This is a genomic window from Streptomyces sp. Edi2, assembly GCF_040253635.1.
Lineage (GTDB): Bacteria > Actinomycetota > Actinomycetes > Streptomycetales > Streptomycetaceae > Streptomyces.
Genome location: NZ_JBEJGX010000003.1, coordinates 151,630 through 171,715 on the forward strand (window position 1 = coordinate 151,630; position 20,086 = coordinate 171,715).

Sequence of the window (20,086 nt, forward strand, 5' to 3'; positions counted from 1 at the left end):
TCCCCCTGCTCCCGCCGGAGGCACCCTCGACGGCCTGGAATGACCCGCTTACCTCATCCGGCGGTCGCCCGTCGTTCCCGTGCGGCTCAGCGGACGACGGCGAACGACGGCGGCCGCCGGCACAGGTGCTCATCCGGGCCCGGCCCCCACCGGTCAGGCGGTCGGCATGTCGGCGAGATGCCGGGCGAGCGTGTCGAGAGGCTGGAAGGTCGCGCCGAGCAGCGCCACGTGTTTCCAGTGCAAGGTGCCGTCGGATCCGATGAGGAACACGGCCCGGCGCACTCCGATGCCGGGGGCGGCGACGCCGAAGGTGCGGGCGACGCCACGATCGGTGTCGGCGAGCAAGGGCATCCGCAGGTCGTACTTGCGCGCAAACCGGTCGTGGCTGTCCACGTCCTGCGGACTGATCCCCCAGACTTCCGCGTTCTGGCCCTGGAACTGCTCAAGGCCGCTGGAGTAGGAACACAATTGCTCGGTGCACACGCTGGTGTCGTCACCCGGATAGAACGCCAGGACGAGCGGGCGGCCGCGCTGCAGGGAGAGGGCGTAATCGCGACGCTCGAAGCGGTCTCCGGTCAGCACGCCGCCGGGCAGGGTGAAGTCGGGTACCGGCATGCCGATTTGGGGTGCGGGGGCCATGGGGGGTGTCCCTTCACTGGGAAAGCGGGCGGTCTGCGAGCAGTGTCTACGTGCACTGTCCCGGACGGTCCGGCGCCTTGAACGGGGGACCGGGAACCGGTGCAGTGAGGCAGGCACTGCGGCATCGCCATCGCCCTCGCTCCCCTCTCCCGGTCCGGTCGCTCGCAGGGCAGCCGCACGGCACAGCGCAGCACGGCTTTCCGGACGTCCTCATCTGGTCTATTCGTCACCGGCCGGGATCCGGATTGGTCAGGTAGGGGGTCGGATGCCGATCAGTGGGCCGGATGCCGAAGGGCGCTGGTGGGTGCTGGTGGGCGCCGACGCTGGTGGACGCAGGTGGGCGCGGCGGCCGCCGGCCGACACAGGCCCGGTCCACCGTTTGACAGGAGGCCGCCGAGTGGCACCGTGGAAGTACGAATCCCGGCCTCGCGGCCGGGGCGAGGAGGCAGCTGGGCGAGGGGTGAGTAGGCACCATGGCTTTCAGTGACGGAACGGCGGGGAGCCTGATCTGCCAGCACCTCGACGAGGTGACGGCGGTCAGCCCCGACAGCCCCGACAGCTGCCCGGAGTGCGTCGCGCTGGGTGACGGGTGGGTGCATCTGCGCGAGTGCCAGAGCTGCGGACACATCGGCTGCTGCGACTCCTCCAAGAACAAGCACGCCACGGCCCACCACCACGCCACCGGCCACCCACTCATCCGGTCCTACGAGCCCGGCGAGGCCTGGTGGTGGTGTTACGAGGACCAGGTGACCTTCGAGGTGGAGGGCGTGGGCCCCGCACGACCGGGATGAGCCCCGTGCCGCCCCGGGGACCGTCCCGGGGCGAGCAGGACCGGCCAGGTCAGGTGAGTGCCGCTGCCACCAGCGCGGCGGCCTTGGCCACCAGCGGGTTGTCCGTCGGGCCCTCGGGGTCGAATTTGGTGGAGAGGACAGCGAGTACGAGCGGCGGCCGTCCGGGCGGCCAGACGATGCCCACATCGTTGGCGACACCGTACTGCGTCCCGCCACCGGTCTTGTCCGCCAGCGTCCAGTCGGCGGGAAGGCCGGCACGGAACCGCTCACCGTTGGTCGTGTTGGCGACCAGCCACCTCTTCAGTCGTGTCCGGTCCGCCGTGGTGAGTGTGCTTCCCAGGACGAGCCGCGCATAGGTCTGACCGATGGCGCGGGGGCTGGTGATGTCGGTCTTCCGCCAGGGTTCGGCCGAGTTCAGCTCGGGCTCCCACCGGTCGAGACGCGTGATCCCGTCCCCGGTCGAGCGGCAGAACCTGGTGACCGCGGCCGGTCCACCCAGCTCACCGAGGAGAAGATTGCCGGCCCCGTTGTCGCTGTAGGACACGGCGGCGGCACACAGCTCGCCGACGGTCATACCGTTGGCGAGATTTTCTGGCTTGCCCGTGATCGGGGCATAGCCAGAATCCGTGACGTACTTTTCGGTGTACCGGATCCGGTGGCCGAGGAAATCATCGTCGCGGTCACGCAAGACTGCGGCAGCGGCCAGCGTCTTGAACACCGAACACATGGGAAAGCGCTCGTCCGCGCGATACTTCACGGCCCGGCCCGTGGCCGTGTCGTGCGCGAACACCCCCAGGCGGGCTGCGTACTGCTGCTCAAGGCCTCGCAACTGGCCGGCGAGCCCGTCCCGGCCGGGAGTTGCGGCGGATGCCGCGGTCGGTACCGCTGCCGCGAGCGCGGTCCCTGCGCCGAGCGCCAGTACCGCGCGGCGGGAACGGTGGGATCCGGTGGTCTCCAAGGTCGGGCCTCCCCATTTCTACGATCACGTTCTCTACGATCACGTTCTCTACGATCACGTTGTCTGCGGTCACGTTCCCTGCAGTCGCGTTGTCTGCGGTCACGTCTTCAGCAGTCGCGCCTTCTGCGGTCACGTTCTCTGTGCGCGGTCATGACGCGCAGTCCGATGATCAAGAGGCCGAAAAGGGAGGATTGGTTCCCTTTCGCGGCTCCTCTCGCCTCACCTGCGGTCAATACACCGCCCAGGCCGGGCGAGGTCGCGTAAGACCGTCGCGCGGCGCCGTAGCCGTAGCAGCCCTCAGAAGCTCGGCGGGGTCTCGGCCCAGACGCAGACCGCCGGCACCTCGCCAGGGTTGCTGTAGCGGTGCGGGGTGGAGGACGGGAAGCTCACACAGTCGCCGGGCTGCAGGCGGTGGTGGACGCCGTCGACCCAGTAGTCCAGTTCCCCGCTCAACAGGACACCGACTTCCTCCCCGGCATGGGTGTGCGGCCGGTCACCGGAGCCGGCCCCCGGGGCCACCTCCAGAAGCATCATCTCCAGCCGGCCGCCGTGCTCGGGGTTCAGGAGGGTGTAGGTGACCCCCTCCACCCCTGCCCGGGTGAGTTCGATGCGCTGGTCGGGACGGGTCAGGACGCGCTGTTCACTCTCGACGGCGTGGAACAGCCGGCTGAGGGTCGTACCGAGGGCATCGACGATCGTACGCAGGGTGTTGATCGTCGGGCTGTTCACATCGCGCTCGACGTTGCTGAGGTAGCTGCGGGAGAGTCCGGTCCGGTCCGCGAGCTGTTCCAGGGTGAGTCCCCGCTCCAGGCGTTCCCGGCGAAGATGGCGGCCGATCCCGTCGCTCGCCACGCCCCCCGCTACGACCGGGTCGCTCTCAGCCGCCACGGCACCCACCCCATTCCAGTAAAGAGCACACTGCGTCTACTATAGCCGTTGCCCGGGCGTCGTATATATCGTGCACTCCGTCGCTGATAGACGACGTCCGTGTGTGTGCTTGCGCCACGCGCTTGCCATCCGACGCCCACCGCCCGCTACCCGCTACCCGCTGGCCGCCGTCCACTGCCCCCACCCCGTGCACCCGGAGGTTCCGTCCCATGCACCCTGACACCTCGTCCTCCCCCGAGCGCGAGATCCGTGCGCTGCCCGAACTCCGTCTTGAGCGTGGTGCGTTGGAGCACAATGTGCGGCTCATGGCGGAGTGGTGCCGCAAGCACCGCGTCGAGCTCTCCCCCCACATCAAGACCACCATGGTCCGCCCCATCGTCGAACAGCAGCTGGCAGCCGGCGCCTGGGGCGTCACGGTGGCCACCGCCCGGCAGGCCGACGTGGCGTGCAGGTGGGGCGTGCGCCGGATCCTGATCGCCAACGAAGTGATCCACTCCGCCGATCTCACCCTCCTGCGCCGCCTGCTCGACGAAACGCCGGACCTGGAGCTCTTCTGCCTCATCGACTCTTCGACGGGCGTGGACCTCGGCGCGGCGGCCCTGCGCGACGCGCGGAACCCGCTGCGGGTGCTCCTCGACGTCGGCGTGCCGGGCGGCCGGACCGGGGTGCGTCACGCCGCGGAGGCGTACGAGCTCGCCGCGGCAGCCGTCAAGGCGTCGCCCGGGCTGCTCCTGGCCGGCGTCGCCGGGTACGAGGGAGTGCGCCCCAACACCCGGGACGCCGCGACGCTCACCGCCGTCGACGATCACTGCCGTATGACAGCCGAGGTCTTCGAGTCGTTGGCTCCGCTGTACGAGACCGCACGCCCGGTCTTCAGCATGGGCGGCTCCGCGTTTCCCGACCGCGTCGTCCACGCCGTGGCGGAGCTGCAGGACCGGTGCGGCGACCTGCCGCTGGTGCCCGTGCTCCGGTCAGGTTGCTACGTCACCCACGACCACGGCACCTACGCCCAGGTCACTCCGCTCCCCGGACTGCGTCCGGCACTGACCGTCCGCGCGACGGTGCTCTCCATGCCCGAGACCGGCACCGCGGTGGTGGGGGCGGGCAAGCGCGAGCTTCCCTATGACGCCGGCCTGCCCGTCGTCATAGGGGCGCGCTCGGCCGCCGGAGCGCACCACGAGGTACAGGCCACAGCGGCACGGATCTACGACCACCATCTGGTACTCACCCCCGCCCAAGGCCTTCAGGTGGGCGACGAGGTCGACCTCGGTATCTCCCACCCGTGCTCCGCCTTCGACCGGTGGCCCGACATCACCGTCGTCGACGCGGAGGGGGAAACCTGCGACGTGTGGCATCCGCAGTTCCGCTGATGCCGACGCGCGGTGGCCGTGCCCCGGGTCCCGGGGCACGGCTCCCGGCACACGAAACGCGAACGGCAGCCGCCCAGGGCCCGTGGACCGAGCAGCCCCTCAGCCACTCAGCCCCTCAGCCCCTCAGCCGGTGAATGCTCTCGTGAATTCGTTCGCCGACTTGCCGATGCTGGAACAGGTCGCCGCCGCCTGCAAGTTCGGGCCTCCCGGGCAGGCCTTGTCCCGGGTCAGCGACCACATCGACAGCCGGCCGAGCCCCTTCTCCTTGGCGAACTTCTTGAGTTCGGCCGCGTCCTCGGGCGTGAAGACCTCGCCCTTGACGTCGTTGACACCGATCATCGGCGTGACCGCGACGGCCTTCCATGCCGCGGCCTCGTCCCGGATACCCAGCGCCGACTTGACCTGTTTGTGGGTGGCGGTGGCGGCGGACATGGCGTAGGTGCCCATGTCGCCGTCGTAGTAGGTGCCGTAGTCCATGGCCATGATGTTCACCGTGGAGATCCGGGTACCGTTCTGCCTGGCGTTCTCCAACACCGCGACGGCGTGCCGGTTCAAGCCCGTGGGGAGCACCGGGAGCGTGAAGGAGACATCCAGCTTCTTGCGCTGCTGGAGTCGGGCGATCGCCTGGGCGCGGAGGGTGTTGGCCTTGGTGTCGGTCAGGGCGGGGCCCTCGATGTCGAAGTCGGCCTTGGTCAGGCCGTAGGCATCGATGACCTCGCTGTATGCCTGCACCAGCTTGTCCACCGAACCGCAGACCCTGGCCAGTTCGTTGCCGCTCTGTCCACCGAAGGAGACCCGCACATCGCCGCCCTTGGCGCGCAGCTCGTGCGCCTGCCGCGCTACCGGGTTGTCGCGCAGGGCCTGCCTGCCGCCCCACTTGGGTACGCAGCCGCCTCCCGGGGAGACAAAGGCCAGGGTGTACTCCTTCACGCCGGTCTTCTCGGCGCCCTGGAGAAGGTTGTAGGCGGGCTTGAGCGAGGTGTCCACGTACGGCGCGAAAGTGCTGGATTCCTTGGCGGGGGCGGGGCTGCTCTCCCGCGGCGAGGAGGGCACCGGGCCGGGGCGCTTGGGCTTCTCCTGCTCCCCGGCCCCACAGCCCGCGAGCAGCAGGGCCGCAACCACCGCTGCCCCCACCGCAGTTGCGGCCGGCCTCACCGCGCGACTCCTCCGAGGAGCGGGCGCTTCTGCGTCGTTCGTCATCGTCGGGCTGCCTCCATCGGTGGGGGGTGGGCAGTGGTGTGCGGACCTGCCGCCGGGAAGCGACACCAGTGGGGGTACGCCAGGGGCCGGGTGCAGCGGGCTTCGGACAGCAGGTGGACGAGGCGTTCGGGACGGGCACCGGGTGGGTGGGCAGCCCGTCCGTCGGCTTCGGATACGTCACATCATCATCCGTCGAGGGTACTGGATCCGGCGGACCGGCCGCGGTGGCGCCCCCACCGCGGAAGGGCAACGGTTCGCTGTCCCACCGGGCAGGTGCGCCACCGGTGCCCGGCAGGCTCCCACCGGGCCGGGCCGCCGTCATGCTCATGGCGTCACGGCATCACTGCGTCACGGCGTCACGGCGTCACGGCGTCACGGCGTCACAGTGTCTGACGTCACGGCGTCTGACGTCATGGTGTCCTGGCCTCGGGGCCGGCGGGACCGGTGCCCTGGGCAGGGATGCGGGCGCCGGCCCACCCCTGTACCGCAGGCTCTTCCAGCGAGTGGACCCACCAGTCGGCCAGTGCCGTCTCCTCGTCGCTGGGCCGGGGGCCGACTCCCAGCACCCGCATGCCCGCACCTGCGGCGGCCTGGATACCGCAGTGGGAGTCCTCGACGGCCAGCGCGTCACCGGGTTCGACTCCGCAGAGCTCGGCGGCGGTGAGATACACGTCGGGATGAGGCTTGGGCCTCGTCGAGGCATCGGGCACCACGATATGGCGGAAGCAGTCGCGAAGTCCGGCCATATCGAGGCAGGACTCGACGACTTCCAGTGGGCAGTTGCTGGCCACTGCCAGCGGAGCGAACTGCACGGTCGAATGCACCAGTTCCGGCGCCCCGGGCATGGTGGTGGGCTCCGCGGAGACGAGGTCGCGGAAATGCTCGAGCAGTGATTCCGTCATTTCCCCGGTCAGCTCCGGGTGGCCCGCGACATCGGCCATCAGGCGCCCGCATTCGGTGTAGTGCAGCCCCCGGGCCTTTTCCGCGAATGCGGCCGAGGGAGTGAACCCATAGCTGTGCAGCACTCTGTCACGGGCGTCCTGCCAGTGACGTTCGGTGTCCATCAGCGTGCCGTCACAGTCGAAGACGACGGCAGCGGGGGTCCAGGAAAAGATGCTGTCTGCGCTCATCCGCGTTTCCGTTCCGAGGGGCCCGGAGGCGCCGCTGTGACCGGTCGCGAGGGAGGCAGGGCAGCATCGGTTTCACGGACGCCCGGCACCGGGCCGAGGGGATTTCCGGCGGAGGGCAGTCCTCATGGACAGGAGTTCTTCCCGCTCCATGCCGGAACATTACGATCGTTACGTTACGGACGGCAACACAGAGTGGTCAACCGATTCATAAATGTCCATATTTTAGGCTCTACTGATAACCGACAGTTCCGTAGGCCGTCGCGGCGCCGCCCTGGAGGATGCGGAATGCGCACGCCGAGCGGTGCCGGGTGCACACCACACGTGCGGGTGGGGCCAGTTCGGTGAAGCGTGCGGCCTTCAGCCACCCGAAGCGGGGCCGGCTCAGCCTGCCCCGGCTGTGGTACGAGGCGGCCTGACGGGCGGCCTCCAGCAGCACCATGCCGGGCACGTGATCGGTGGCGTGGTCGAAGAAGAACGGGTGCAGCGGGTCGGCCGGCGACACCAACAGCCCCTCCTCGTCGAGTGCGAGGACCGCGTCGTGCGGATGGTTCACCGTCAGCCGGGCGGCCGACGGGCGGATGTGCCGATCCGCAGGGCGGGCCGGGACGGAATGAGCCGCCCTTCCGGCGCGCAGCGCGGTGAAGCGCGCGCCGTCCAGGAATCGCACGCCCCCGCCACCGCAGCCGAACGTCACCCCGCGGGCGGCGAAGGTGACGTTCAGTCGCAGGCCCACGACGGTCTTGTCCGGCGTGTGTCGTACGGCGCTCACCCGGGCGCAGCAGGTGATCTCGGTCGCGCCGGCGCGGGCCGGTGGCTCGTCGGCGGGCCTGACGTGGAAGTACAGGTCGGTGATGACCGCGTGACACGCCGGAGGGACGGCGTAGAACCGCAGGGGAATGCACAGGCCGAGCTGGCGCAGCGTTTCCACCAGAATCAGCGGGCTGTGCCGCTGCGATCCGTCACGGGGGAAGGTCGCATGCGCGCGCGGCCATGACGCCGCGGCACGGAAGACGTGCGCGGTATCGGCCGGCTGCACATCGGTAAGAAGAACCTCCGCCACCGAAGTCCGGTGCACCAGCTCCCGCTCAACCGTACGGGACCGGCTGAGCGGCTCACTCTTTCCGGCGATGCTGCCCGTTGGCGTGCTCATACGACCAGGGAATACCGAAATTCGAACGTGCGCACCCTTGAATTCCGAGTCGCATGGAACGGTAGGTTGCCAGCCGGCCGAACCAGAACGATGTCTGAGGTGTGTGTGCAGATCCGGGCGAAGACGACGCGCAGGTCCCTTCTTGAGGCGGCAGCAACCCTGTTCGACGAGCGAGGGTATGCCGGTACCAGCATCAGTGACATCAGTGCGCATTCCGGTCGCACCAGCGGTGCCATTTATTTCCACTACGCCAGCAAGGAGAAGCTCGCCCTTGCCATCGTCGAGGAGCATTTCGCCACCTGGCCGCATTTGATCAGCCGGCACCGGCAGCCCGGCCTGCCTGCCCTGGAAAATCTCGTCGGACTGAGCTTCGAGGTGGCCCGGGCCTTCCGTGACGACATCGTCGTCCGGGCCGGTGCCCGCCTGTGGGCCGAACGCAAAGCCATCGACACGCAGCTTCCCGCACCGTTCCTCGGCTGGATCGGCGCGGTCACCCAGCTCCTCGAAGGGGCCGCCCGCAACGGGGAACTCGCTGCCGACGTACCACCTGCCGCCACCGCCCACGGCATCGTCTGCGCCTTCTTCGGTCTGCACACCGTCTCCGACGCCCTGGACGGCCGCCGGCACATCGAGGAGCACCTGGACGACCTGTGGCATCTGCTGCTTCGCGGCCTGCAGGCCGATCCGGATCCAGCCGCTCTGCTCGCTCGTGTGCGACGGCGGATGCGCGACCACGGGACGGCGTCCGGGACGGAATCCGGGACGGCGTAGCCGGAGGGAAGACCTCAACTGCGGGTGCCACATGCCGCGTTGGGCGCCTGAGGACGTCCCGGGGTCCGGTAGGAGGCCGCCCGGTGCACGGGGGCTGCTGGTCAGTGCGCAGGGGCCGGACGGTAGCCTGCTGCGGTTCATATCGAGCTTCCTACGTTTCTGTAGTCAACCACGGGGGATTTCAGGCATGTCCGCACCGCCGCCCTATCAGAACCAGCCACCGCAGCAGCCGTACGGGTATCCGCAACAGCAGCCATACGGGCAACAACAGCCTCACGGGCAGCAGCAGCCATACGGGTATCAGCAGCAACCGCAGGCGCCACAAGGGCCTCAAGGGCCGCAGGGCCCTCGGCGGCCGCAGCAGCAGAGCAGCCCGCTGCGGGGGCTGATCACCGCCGTCATCGTCCTGGCAGTCTTCGGCGGCGGTGCCTGGTACGTGTGGGACTACAACACCGATCCCCATGGCGGCAAGGCCAAGGCGGAGGCCTCGGCGGCCGCGCGGGCCGAGGAGAACAAGAAGTACAACCCGCAGGTCGGGGACTGCGTCAAGATCCACGACCCCAAGGGGGAACCGCTGGCGGAGATCGTCGACTGCGGCTCGGCGGAGGCCGAGTACAAGACCGGCGACCGGTTGACCGGCGCCGGCGCGCGGTGCGGATCGCAATTCGACTACGGCATGCACGTTTCGATCCGTCACAGCTCTTCCTACACGCTGTGCTTCACCAAGGTCTGACTACCTGATGCGCCCTCCGGCCGTCACCCGAAAGGAACGGGTGGCGGCCGGAGTCGTGCCGCCCCAGGGGAGCCGTGTGCCGTCCCGGGCCGCTGCCGTGCGGCCCTCCCCGGCCCTCCCGGCCCTCCCCCGGCTCAGCTCCCGTCCGGGGCGGCGCCGCCGAGGGGCGCGGTGAGCGACAGCCGGCGCACCCCGCGAAGGTGGCCGTCGAGTTCGCCCGGCTCGAAGCGGCACATGCCCACCGCATGCCAGAACTCGCCCGCAATATCCCCCTCGTACTTGTAGCCGCCTGAGGGTGAGAGCGCGGCCCAGCCTCCCGGCACCCCGATCAATGTGGCCTGCAGGGACGGATCGCCCTGGTCGGGCACGGTCCACAGCCGGACCGTGCCGTCCTCGCCGCCACTGGCGAGCAGCGAGCCGTCCGGGCTGAAGGCGGTCGAGAGGATCCGCCCCGTGTGCGCGGTCAGTTGGCCGGTCTCCTGTCCGTCGCGCGGATCCCACAGCCGGACGATCCGGTCGTCGCCTGCCGTGGCCAGCAGGGGGCGGGTGGGGTGCACGGCGGCGGCCCACAGCCGGCCGGCGTGCCCGCGGAGCCGGTGCTGCGGCCTCCCGTCGGCCCAGATGATGGCGTCACCGTCCCAGGACGCGCTGACCAGCCAGGAGTCTCCGGGGCCAAATGCCACCGTGTACACCCGGTCCCGGTGCGCCTGGAGTTCGGCGGTGAGGCGGCTGTCCTGGATGTCCCAGATGCGTACGGAGCGGTCGTCGCAGCCGGTCGCCAGCAGCGTGCCGCCGGCGCTGAATGCGATCGACCGCACCCGGCCGCGGTGCTGGGCGAGTGTCGTCACATGGGTGCCCGTACTGCGGTACCACAGGCGCACCGTGTCGTCGTCGTTCGCCGTGGCCAGCAGTTCGCCGTCTCTGCTGAACGCCTCGGCCCACACATGGTCGGTCTCGGCATCGATCTCGCGCTGATACTCGCCCGTGGCGGCGTTCCACAGGTATACGTCGCCGTCGTTGCTGGAGGTGCCGAGGAGGGCTCCGCCGGCCCCGGTGGGGCTGAAGACGGCCGATACCAGGCGGCCGCTGTGGCCGCTGAGTTCCCTGAGGCGCCGGCCGGTCGCCGGTTCCCACAGCCGGACGACGCCGTCGTTGCTGCTGGCCGCCAGGTAGGAGCCGTCGGAGCTGAAGGCCAGGGTGCCGATCCGGCGTCCGTGGCCGCGCAGGATGCGCCGGCCCTGGCCACTGGCGGTGTCCCACAGCCGGACCACGCCGTCGTTGCCGGCCGTCACCAGCAGCGGTCCTGACTCGCCGCCGCCGATACCGCCGCGCGGCCGGAACCGGCAGGTCCAGACGGATCCGCGGTGGTCGGGGGGCTGCTGGCGCAGGGGGGACACGGACCAGCCGGGGGCGTCGCCGGGGTGGCCCCGGCCGTCGGCCGCGGCTCCCGCCGTGACCCGCCACAGCCGGACGGCGCCGTCGCTGTCGCCCGCCGCCAGCAGCGTGCCGTCGGTGTCGAACACCACCTGGTAGACGGCGCCGGTGCCCCGGCCGGGCTGTGCGGCCGGTTGCCCGGTCACCGGGTCCCACAGCCGTACCTGTCCGTCGGTGTCGCCGCTGGCCAGCAGCGTGCCGCTCGGGTGGAAGTCCAGGGTGTAGACGCGACCGGTGTGGCCGGTGAAGGTGTGGCGCAGCCGTCCCGAGGCCACGTCCCACACCCGTACGGTGCCGCCCTGGTCGCCGCCCCTGTCCCCCGTCGCCAGCAGGGACCCGTCCGGGCTGAACTGCGTCCGGTTGCAGACGCCTTCGTGGCCGGGCAGCTCGGCGCACAGGCGGCCGGTGCGGGTGTCCCACAGCCGTACGCCCGCGGCCGCGTCGCCGGTGGCCAGGGTCCGGCCGTCGGGGCTGAAGACCGCGGTGAAGACGGGGGCCGCATGACCGAGCAGTTCGTGCCGCCGGGTGCCGGTGGCCACGTCCCACAGGGTGACGGTGCCTTCCGCGTCTCCGGTGGCGAGGAGTGTGCCGTCCGGGTCGAGGGAGACCGGCCACACCCCGCTCGGGTGGATGTCCAACCGGTGCAGGCAGGCGCCGGAGACGGCGTCCCACAGCCGCACGGTGCCGTCCGCACCGCCCGTGGCGAGGAGGTCCTGGCGGAACTTCACCGCGTAGACGCGGCCGACGTGGCCCTGCAGGGTGCGCAGCGCCGTGCCGGTGGCGGCGTCGCACACCAGGACGCCGCCGTCCTCGCTGCCCACGGCGAGCAGTTCGCCGTCGGTGCTGTACGAGACCGGTTCGGGCAGCCGGACGGACTGCATGCCGAAGCCGTAAGGAACGCCGACCGCGGAGGGCCGGAAGCCCGCGTCGACGGGCATGCCAGGGGCCAGGGAGGCGGTGCGCAGCTCGGGGCGGCGCAGGGTTTCGTCGTCGGTGGTCGCGTCGATCAGCGCGGCCCGGTTCCAGTGGCTGCCCGCGGTCCGCACGCCGCTCAGGTCGGCGCGGATCAGCCGGGCCCGACGCAGGTCGGCGCCGCGCAGGTCGGCACCGGAGAGGTCGGCGTCGTCCAGCCGGGCGCCGACCAGGCGGGCGTCGCGCAGCACCGCTCCGGCGAGGTTGGCGCCGACCAGCTGAGTGTCGGTGAGGTCGGCGCGGGTCAGGTCGACGCCGGAGAAGTCCCGGTGGGAAAGGTCTTCGCCGGCGAGGGCGGCGCCGCGCAGGTCGGTGTGGGCGGGCACCCGGAGCCGGGCGAGGACCTTGACCGCGTTGGCGCGGGCGACCTCGTCGGCCTGCCCGCGGCGCCGCCCCTCCCCTTCGCCGTCCTCGTCCGGGCCGTCCAGGACCCGCTCGGCCCACTCCTGGCAGGTGCGGTGGTCGGCGAGGTCGCAGAGGAATTCGACGGTGAGCTGGCTGAGCGGGCGGCGCGCCAGCAGCTCGTACTCGCCGCGGACGAGCCGGGTCGCGGCCTCGCGGGCCACCAGCCACTCCACGATGGAGCTGTGGATGAACTGGAACAGCCCCTCGTCGCTGCGCACCAGCAGGCTGCCGGAGCCGATCGCGTGGGCGGCCTCCCGCGCGGAGAGCCTGATGTCCGCCAGGCCCGTCAACGTACCTGCGACATCGGTGAGTTCGTCGAGACTCAGGGTGCTCTGGCCGCTGGACCACAGCCGCAGCGCGAGGGTGGTCACCGCGTCCCACCGCTGGTCGAGGTTCATCCCCGGGGCCGCCCCGACGCCGCCCTGGCCGCGCCGCTCCTCGAACTGCAGCCAGGAGGTGAGCACTTCTTCGTAGAGTCCGGCGGCGCTGAGGGCGCGCCCGGCCCCGGCGACGGCGCGCAGCCGGTCGTGGTCGAGGTCGGCGACAAAGCTGAGCAGCCGCGGGTTGCGGCACAGCGCCAGCAGGTCGGGGATGCCTTCGAGGAGCCGCACCCGGCGGTCGGCGGCCTGTTCGTCGCCGTAGCGGTTGGCCAGGTAGGTGCGGATCTGCTGGGGCGTGAACTCCTGGAGGGCGAGGACGCGGCGCTGCGGGAGCAGTCCGACGCGCTCGCCGAGGGCGGTGAGCACCTGCGACTGGGACTTGAAGTGCTGGTTGCGGCTGCTGACAACGACCTTGGCGTGGTCCACGACGGCGTCGAGCAGGACTTGCAGCCGGTCGGTGGCCCGCTCGTAGCTGACCCTGTTCGCCAGTTCGTCGAAGCCGTCGAAGAGCAGGACGATCCGGCCCTGCTGGAACATGTAGCGGAAGGCGCGGAGGTTGACGGAGTCGACGCCGTGGTTCGCCAGGTGGGCGGCGACCAGGCCGTCCAGCGAATACGCCCGGTCGAGGGTGTTGAGCTCGATGAACAGCGGGACGAGGTGGGGCATCTCCTCGGGGATGCGGCGGGCGAGCTCGCGCAGCGCGAAGGTCTTGCCGTGTCCGAAGTCCCCCAGGAGCAGCAGGAACCGGCCGTGGTCGGCCTCCAGCAGCCGGAGCATGTCGTCGACGAGTCCGTCGCGCTCCTCGCCGCCGGGGCGTTCGACCTCCCGGTAGCGCTGCGGGAGGTAGAGGTCGGGCCGGTAGCGGTGGTCGGTGCGCAGCCGTTCGGTCTGGGCGGTGACGTAGTCGCGCAGGTCCAGCAGGCCCTGGAACTCGGTGAAGCTGCGGATGCGGACGCCCCGGCGGCGGGCCCGCTCCCGTAGTTCGCGGGCCGGCGCGGGCCCGTCGTGGACGAGTTCGGCGTCGGGTTCGGTGTCGGAGGCGTGGACGTGGTCGAGGAAGGCGTCGGTGTCCTCGGGGGAGGGGGTGCCGTGGCAGACCCCCACCCGCTGCTGCCGGACGAAGCCGGACTCGTTCCAGGTGACCAGGAGTTGCGGCGGGCTGCCGGCGATGCGGCGCAGCTGGGCACCGTCGTGGCGGGTGCGGCAGACCTCGGCGACCCGGGCGACGAGTTCGTCGAGCGGGTCGTCGAGGGTGCGGGCTTCCAGCCCGGGTTCGTGTTCCGGCACGCCGGGCCCGGCGGTCTCCGGTGTGCCGTCTCCGGGCGGGCCGCTCCCGTCGTCGGGCTGCGGGCGCGGCGGTCCGAAGACGCGCTGGGCCCGCCGCCAGCCGGTCGCGAAGTGTTCGGGCTCCGCGTCGGGGCGCTCCCGCCAGCGGGTGAGGCCGTCGCGGGTGATCCGCAGCAGTTGGTGCCGGGCGGGAGCGGTGGCACCGTAGACGGGCAGTTCGCCCGTGGTGAGGGGCAGGGACGGTGTGGCGGTGGGCGCCGCGGAAGCGGAGCGGCGGTCTCCGGTGGGGCCGTGCAGCAGGAGGTGCAGCCGGGGTGCGGTGAGGCGGGCGAGGTCGGCGGTGTCCCGGAGCGGGCCGGGGCCGTGCGCGGAGCCGGCGCGCCCGGGAGCCTCGGTGACCGGGTGCCGCAGGGCGCCGAGGCGCAGCCACCCCTCCTGCTCGTACGGGCGCAGGGCCTGGGCGAACCAGGCGGCCTGCTCGGGGCCGAGCCAGCCGTACTGGTCGTCGGGACGGTGGCTGTACGCCATCGAGGAGTTGAGGCCCGCGATGACCGTGCGCAGTTCCGGGACGGGGAAGAGGCTCCAGGGCTGGTCGCTGTCGAAGACGACGTCGAGGCCCTGGTAGAGCTCGTGGAAGAGCCGGGCGTAATGCCGCCACTTGGGCCAGTAGGGCGGCCTGGGCTGCATCTCGTCGGCTTCGCAGGTGTGGAAGTAGGCCCGGCAGGCGGCCTGGCTGACGTCCTGGCCGCCGGGCACCACGGCGAGGCGGTGGGGTTCGAGGCCGAGCAGGGAACGCAGCCCGGTGAGGAAGCTGAGGGCCTGGTCGGTCTCGCGGGGGCTGCCCGAGGCGGTGAGGTCGCCGGTGACCACGAGGAGGTCGGGGGCGGGGGCGCCGGCGTCGGTGAGCTCGACGAGGTCGCCCCAGATGGCGGCCTGGAGTTCGGCCGGGTCCTGGCCGCGGCCGAAGGCGGGCCCTGCCAGGTGCAGCACGGTGACGGCCTCCCGGGCGTGCTGCGCCCCGGGCTCCTGGGGGTACTGCGGCGGGACGGCCGGGCGGCGGCGCCCGGCCCAGCCTGGGCGGCCGAGCGGCCTGCCGTCCCCGGACTGCGGTCGCGGGATCGCGGCCGGGGTGGCGGGTCCGGTGGCCGGCCCGCCGGGGTAGCCGGGCCGGCTGGTGGGCCGGGCCCGCCCGTCGAGGGCCTGGCCCACGCGGGTGAGCAGCATCTCGCGGGCCGCGGCGGTGTCGGTGACGCCGACCAGGTCGACGTAGGTGATGGTGGCGAGCAGGCCTTCGACGGGGATGTCCTCGACCCGGACGGTCAGCAGCCGCCGTTCCGGCGCGTCGGGGTCGGCGCGCAGCGCGGCCTGCCACTCCATGCGCCCGTAGCGGGAGCGTTCGTAATTGCTGGAGAGCACCGCGATGACGGCGGCGGATTCGCTGACGCCGCGGTCCATGAAGTCCACGAAGTTGGTGCCGGGGACGAAGTCCCACGCTTGGACGACCGTCCGGTAGCCCGCCTCCTCCAGCGTCCAGGCGATCCACGAGGCCCATCGCTCGTCTGCCGGTGAGTAGCTGATGAAGAAGTCCAACGGGCCGGTTTCCGGGCGGGTTTCGGGTTCACCGAATTCCTGACGAGCCACCATGCCCGCCATCCTATGATCCATCGTCAACCGGCTGTACAGCGTTTACTCTTTTCCGTGTGCGCGCCATACAACGCCTGCATCCACTGGACTGGCTGGCCGGAGGGCTGCTCGCCTGCGGTCTGCTGTTCACGGCGACGGGCCTGCTTCCCACCGAGTCGGCCGGCCACGCGATGATCCGGATCGGCCCCCTCCTCGCGTTCCTCGGCACGGTCATCGTGCTCGCCGAACTCACCAGCGAGGCGGAGGTCTTCGACGTCGTCGCCTCGGGCGTGGCCCGCGCCGGACGGGGCGGCTACGGACGACTGTTCGTGCTGTGTGTGGCCTTCGCCTCGGTCACCACGATGACCCTCAACCTCGACACCACCGCGGTGCTGCTGACCCCGGTGATGCTGGCACTCGCCTCCCGCGTGGGAATTGCCACGGTGCCGCTGGCGATGACGACGGTGTGGCTGGCCAACACCGCCAGCCTGCTGCTGCCGGTGTCCAACCTGACGAACCTGCTGGCCGCGAACCGGGTGGCGCTGCGCCCCACGGAGATGGCCGCCACGATGTGGGCGCCCCAACTGGCCGCCATTGCCGTGACGATGGGCTGTCTGTGGCTGTTCTTCTGGCGCCGCGGGCGCCGCGGGGCGGAGGTCTACACTCCCCCGGCCCCGCACCGCCCCGGGGATCCGGTGCTGTTCCGGGTGTGCGCGGTGGCCTGTGCGGGGTTCCTGCTGGCCATGCTGGTCGCGGATGTACCGCTGTGGGTGGCGTCCGCGGTGGCGGCGGTGGTCGTGGTGGTGGCGTTCGCCGTCCGCCGTCCGGCCCGCCTGCGGCTGTCGCTGGTGCCGTGGCGGCTGCTCGTCATGGTGCCGGGGCTGTTCCTGGTGGTGGAGACGGTCAACGTCAACGGGCTGCACGACTTCCTGACATCGGCGGTGGGAGCGGACGGGGGCGCCCTCGGTATGTTCCGTGCCTCGGCGGTCGGCGCCGGCCTCTCGAACGTCCTCAACAACCTGCCCGTCTACCTGGCGGGCGAGTCGGCCGTGCCCCTCGCCAACCACCAGCAGCTGCTGGCGCTGCTCATCGGCACCAACGTGGGCCCGGTGGTGACTCCGTGGGCGTCGCTGGCCACCCTGCTGTGGTTCGAACGCTGCCAGGCACAGGGCGTACGGGTGCCGCTGCGGAGCTTCATGGCAACGGGCGCGGCCCTCGCGGCGGGTGCGGTGGTGGCGTCCACGGCGGCCCTGGTGGCCATGCGGTGAGCGGACGCGAAGGACCGGGCTGAACCGGGCCGGTCCGGGCCGGTCCGGGGGTGTTACGCCCCTTGGCGCACGCGGTCGACGGCCTCGCTGCGGTTGACGAGATCGAGCAGGTAGGGGATGTCCTCCGGCCGGCCGGCGACAAAGCTGCGGTCGGTGTCGGGACCGGCGATGGTGCCCCGGAACGCGCCGCCGTCCAGGGAGCGGATCTCCAGCCCCGCCTCGGCCGCGAGCAGCGCACCGGCGGGGAAGTCGATGGCCTCGGCCCGGTAGCCGATGAATCCGTCGATGGCGCCACGGGCCAGCATCGACCAGGTCAGCAGCGGCGCCCACAGCTGCAGCAGGCGCCGGGAGCGCACCTCCAGCGCCGACTTGAGGGAGCGCGCGGCCGGATCGTCGCGGGCGACGGCGTGCCCCTGGGTCCAGGCGAGCAGCGGCCCGGAGGCTGCGAGCGGGCCGGCGGGGCCGGTCATCCGCCCGTGCGGGCCGTACGCCCCGCAGCCGGTCAGGGCCGACCAGGTCCGGTCGGTGACCGGGTCGTGGATGGCGCCGACCACCGGCTGGTCGTCCACGCACAGCGCGATGCCGACGACGTAGGCGGGCAGGCCGATGACGACGTTGTTGCTCCCGTCGAGCGGGTCGACCAGCCACATCCGGCGCGGACCCGGCGCGGGCTCCCCGCCGTCTCCGTCCAGGATTCCCGACTCCTCGGCAAGGATCCGGTCGTGCGGGAAGCCCTCGCGGATGCGCTGTACGACGAGCCGTTCGGCCAGCAGATCCAGGTCGGTGACCACATCGCCCCGCTCGCCCTTCGGCTGGATTCCGTAGTCGTCCTGGAAGTGCGAGCGCACCAGCGCACCGGCCTCCCGCGCGGTCGCCACCGCCAGCTGCTGCTCGGCCGCGAACGGCGCCGTCACGAAGGCTTCCGGTGCCCGGGGCGCTGCGCCGGGCGGTTCCGGAGCGCCCTGCGGGCCGTCGGGGTCATTGCGGGTGATGCCCATGGATCCTCCTGAGGGCGGACCGCGCCGTCCGGGCGGTCTGCGCGGCGTCGCATGTCTGTCGTACCACCCGGTGTGCCGTGCCCTCCACCGGTCCCAGGGACAGGTCACTCTGCCGGGGAAGCCAGCGGCCGAGAACCAGGGTGGCCGCGGAGCTCCCGCTCGGGACGACGGTGCGGTGGAACGCCCCGGCCGGCAGCCGGTAGACCTGCCCGCGGGCGCTGGTCTGCTCGGGGCCGGGCTCGCAGCGGACCAGCCGCGAAGTCGGCCGGATCTCGTCCACCCCGGACGGGCTGCTGTGCACCTGGAAGACGCGGTGGGTGGGCCGCAGGGGGTCCTGGCGCACCCGGGTCTGCAGGTTCCCGACCTCGCCGTAGAGCACGAAGCTGGTCAACTCCCAGCTGTGGCAGTGCACGGGAGAGGTGGTGAGCTGGGCGGATTCGCTCGCGCCGGGCTCGAAGACGTGCACACAGATGCCCTGGTCCCCGTCGCGCAGCACCGGCAGGCAGAAGAAGCCGAGCGGGTGGTGTACGGCGCGCAGTTCACGCCGCCCGGAGGTGACCTCCTCCAGCGCGGCGGCGGCCGCGCCGAACAGCGTGCCGGTCTCTCCGCTCCGCCTCATGGTCCGTTCGAGCATGCGGTAGTCCATGGGACCTCGGCTTCGGCGGCTCACCTGGCCTCCCGGGAAATGCTGCGGTCTGCGGACCATCGGGGAGTGCGCCCCCCGGTACGGCCGGCCCGGCGATGCGCATCGCGGACCGCCGCCCCTCGACGTTCCGCCTGGTCTGCGGGCACCTCCCCGACCGGTAAGTGCGGGGACGGCCCCAGGGGCGTTCCTGTGGAGCTGGTGTCGGCCGGCAAGAGCCCTCCCTTCCGCGGTCGGTCATGAGGCAGGAGATCCTGAAACCTGAGGCAGGAGACCCTCAACGAGGTCAACTCCGGTACGGGTTCTCCGCGTGCAGCGCCTTCTCGATGATCTCGCCGACCTCCATATCGGTGACGGTGGAGGGGAGCGCGAGGTCCAGCCGCTCGAAGAGCTGGCGCGCCTCGTCCACCGTGGGTTCGTCGCTGAGCGGCGCCGCACGGTGCAGGTCGAGGGCGACCGCCTGTTCCCGGGCCTGGTGCAGCTCGGTGAGGTAGTAGTCGTACAGCGGACGCCCCCGGTCCACCAGGAGGTTGACCCGGCGCAGGTCGTCCTGCGTGATGATCAGGCACGAGTCGGTCAGGTCGAAGCGGAGGGTCGGCACCACGGAGGACAGGTGGACGTCGATCTCCAGGACGTCCAGCCGCTGCTTGTGCCAGCAGGCGGCCAGAACGGTGGCGTAGGACTCCTGGCGGGTGCGCTCGGCGCTCCAGGTCCTCCGCTGCCCCGTGTCCGCCTGCCCGCCGTCGAACGTGCGCCGGAAGCGGGCGTACGCCTCACAGGCCCGGGTGTCCGACGGGTTGACGATGTCGATCTTCATCGTGAGGGAGCGGCGCTGCTCCTGCGCCTTCCGTACACACTCGGGGAGCGTGACGGCACGCAGATATGTGCCGGTGCCGCCCTTGAACACCCAGCGGTCGGTGTTCTGACGGGCCTCGTCCAGAGCGCGCCGGACCTCGGTTCCGGACAACGACCGCACCATCGCGAGGTCTTCCAGCGCCTTCTGCGTCCCGGTCGTCGCCTCCCGGATGTCGGCGACCCGGCGCCGTCGCTCGGTGAGCGACCCGAAGACCAGCGCGGCCAGCACCAGCAGGGTCGCGCCGGAGGTGACGTTGTCGGAGACCGCGTCGCTGAAGATGTCCATCAGGCCGACGACCATGGCGCCGGAAATGGCCACGACCCCGTCGAAGTGCCTGATGACCCAGGCCACAGCGGCCTCGATCCGATTGGCTGAAGACCGTCCTGGCACCTGTCCTGAAGGTGTGGTTCTGCGCGCCACGTGGTCCAACTCCTCCCCCGGGTAAGGCAATCGTAGGAGGTGAACCGTACGGCCCGCCAGCGATTGTGATCACTGAGGGGGGCTTCTGCGCCACGGGCGGAGGAGACAAGGGCCGGAGGCGGGGCCCGCCCGCAGCATCTCCGGGAACGTGGTATGCCTGCCGCCCGCAC

15 protein-coding genes are annotated in these 20,086 nt (G+C 71.3%); 5 read left to right on the forward strand and 10 right to left on the reverse strand.

Translation table 11 applies throughout. The features are described 5' to 3' along the window. Window positions 1–153: 153 nt before the first annotated feature. Window positions 154–639 carry a peroxiredoxin gene (locus tag ABR737_RS04165; RefSeq protein ID WP_350248824.1) on the reverse strand — a complete coding sequence of 162 codons (486 nt, stop codon included), beginning with the start codon at window positions 637–639 and terminating at the stop codon, window positions 154–156. Window positions 640–1,112: 473 nt separating this feature from the next. Between ABR737_RS04165 and ABR737_RS04170 the strand changes: the two genes are divergently transcribed. Beyond that, window positions 1,113–1,430 carry a UBP-type zinc finger domain-containing protein gene (locus tag ABR737_RS04170; protein WP_350248825.1) on the forward strand — a complete coding sequence of 106 codons (318 nt, stop codon included), beginning with the start codon at window positions 1,113–1,115 and terminating at the stop codon, window positions 1,428–1,430. 49 nt (window positions 1,431–1,479) lie between these two features. On the opposite strand, the gene bla is transcribed toward ABR737_RS04170, so the two are convergent. Next, window positions 1,480–2,388 (reverse strand): class A beta-lactamase, encoded by a 909-nt coding sequence (gene bla / locus ABR737_RS04175; protein WP_350248826.1) that lies wholly within the window; start codon window positions 2,386–2,388, stop codon window positions 1,480–1,482. Window positions 2,389–2,685: 297 nt separating this feature from the next. Then, the gene (locus ABR737_RS04180) at window positions 2,686–3,276 is read right to left on the reverse strand and encodes a helix-turn-helix domain-containing protein (protein WP_350248827.1); all 591 of its coding nucleotides are present in this window, start codon (window positions 3,274–3,276) and stop codon (window positions 2,686–2,688) included. A gap of 209 nt (window positions 3,277–3,485) precedes the next feature. On the opposite strand from ABR737_RS04180, the gene ABR737_RS04185 reads away from it, so the two are divergent. Further along, entirely contained in the window at window positions 3,486–4,646 is a 1,161-nt protein-coding gene (locus ABR737_RS04185; protein WP_350248828.1) for an alanine racemase, read from the forward strand. Window positions 4,647–4,769: 123 nt separating this feature from the next. On the opposite strand, the gene ABR737_RS04190 is transcribed toward ABR737_RS04185, so the two are convergent. The 3 genes from ABR737_RS04190 to ABR737_RS04200 form a co-directional block, all read right to left on the reverse strand. Next, on the reverse strand, window positions 4,770–5,801 hold the full coding sequence (locus ABR737_RS04190; protein WP_502964275.1) for a chitinase: 1,032 nt from the start codon (window positions 5,799–5,801) through the stop codon (window positions 4,770–4,772). Between the two features lie 455 nt (window positions 5,802–6,256). Further along, complete coding sequence (locus tag ABR737_RS04195; RefSeq protein ID WP_350248829.1) at window positions 6,257–6,976, reverse strand: HAD family hydrolase; 720 nt, start codon at window positions 6,974–6,976, stop codon at window positions 6,257–6,259. 229 nt (window positions 6,977–7,205) lie between these two features. Then, window positions 7,206–8,126, reverse strand: a complete 921-nt coding sequence (locus tag ABR737_RS04200; RefSeq protein WP_350248830.1) for a ScbA/BarX family gamma-butyrolactone biosynthesis protein — start codon at window positions 8,124–8,126, stop codon at window positions 7,206–7,208. Window positions 8,127–8,225: 99 nt separating this feature from the next. Here ABR737_RS04200 and ABR737_RS04205 point away from each other — a divergent pair, with 99 nt between their 5' ends. After that, window positions 8,226–8,897: a ScbR family autoregulator-binding transcription factor gene (locus ABR737_RS04205; RefSeq protein WP_502964276.1), complete on the forward strand. Its 672-nt coding sequence runs from the start codon at window positions 8,226–8,228 to the stop codon at window positions 8,895–8,897. 187 nt (window positions 8,898–9,084) lie between these two features. After that, entirely contained in the window at window positions 9,085–9,630 is a 546-nt protein-coding gene (locus tag ABR737_RS04210) for an LppU/SCO3897 family protein (RefSeq protein ID WP_350248831.1), read from the forward strand. A gap of 134 nt (window positions 9,631–9,764) precedes the next feature. Here the strand turns inward: ABR737_RS04210 and ABR737_RS04215 are convergent, their stop codons facing one another. Further along, entirely contained in the window at window positions 9,765–15,752 is a 5,988-nt protein-coding gene (locus tag ABR737_RS04215) for a WD40 domain-containing protein (RefSeq protein WP_350248832.1), read from the reverse strand. Between the two features lie 56 nt (window positions 15,753–15,808). On the opposite strand from ABR737_RS04215, the gene ABR737_RS04220 reads away from it, so the two are divergent. After that, window positions 15,809–16,999, forward strand: a complete 1,191-nt coding sequence (locus ABR737_RS04220) for an SLC13 family permease (RefSeq protein ID WP_350248833.1) — start codon at window positions 15,809–15,811, stop codon at window positions 16,997–16,999. A gap of 53 nt (window positions 17,000–17,052) precedes the next feature. Here ABR737_RS04220 and ABR737_RS04225 read toward each other — a convergent pair whose 3' ends face one another. From ABR737_RS04225 to ABR737_RS04235, 3 genes are all read right to left on the reverse strand, one after another. Further along, window positions 17,053–17,997, reverse strand: a complete 945-nt coding sequence (locus ABR737_RS04225) for an inositol monophosphatase family protein (RefSeq protein ID WP_350248834.1) — start codon at window positions 17,995–17,997, stop codon at window positions 17,053–17,055. After that, complete coding sequence (locus ABR737_RS04230; protein ID WP_350248835.1) at window positions 17,978–18,631, reverse strand: hypothetical protein; 654 nt, start codon at window positions 18,629–18,631, stop codon at window positions 17,978–17,980. Before ABR737_RS04230 ends, ABR737_RS04225 begins: the two co-directional genes overlap by 20 nt. A 295-nt stretch (window positions 18,632–18,926) precedes the next feature. Continuing rightward, window positions 18,927–19,847: a hypothetical protein gene (locus tag ABR737_RS04235; protein WP_350248836.1), complete on the reverse strand. Its 921-nt coding sequence runs from the start codon at window positions 19,845–19,847 to the stop codon at window positions 18,927–18,929. Window positions 19,848–20,086 lie beyond the last annotated feature (239 nt).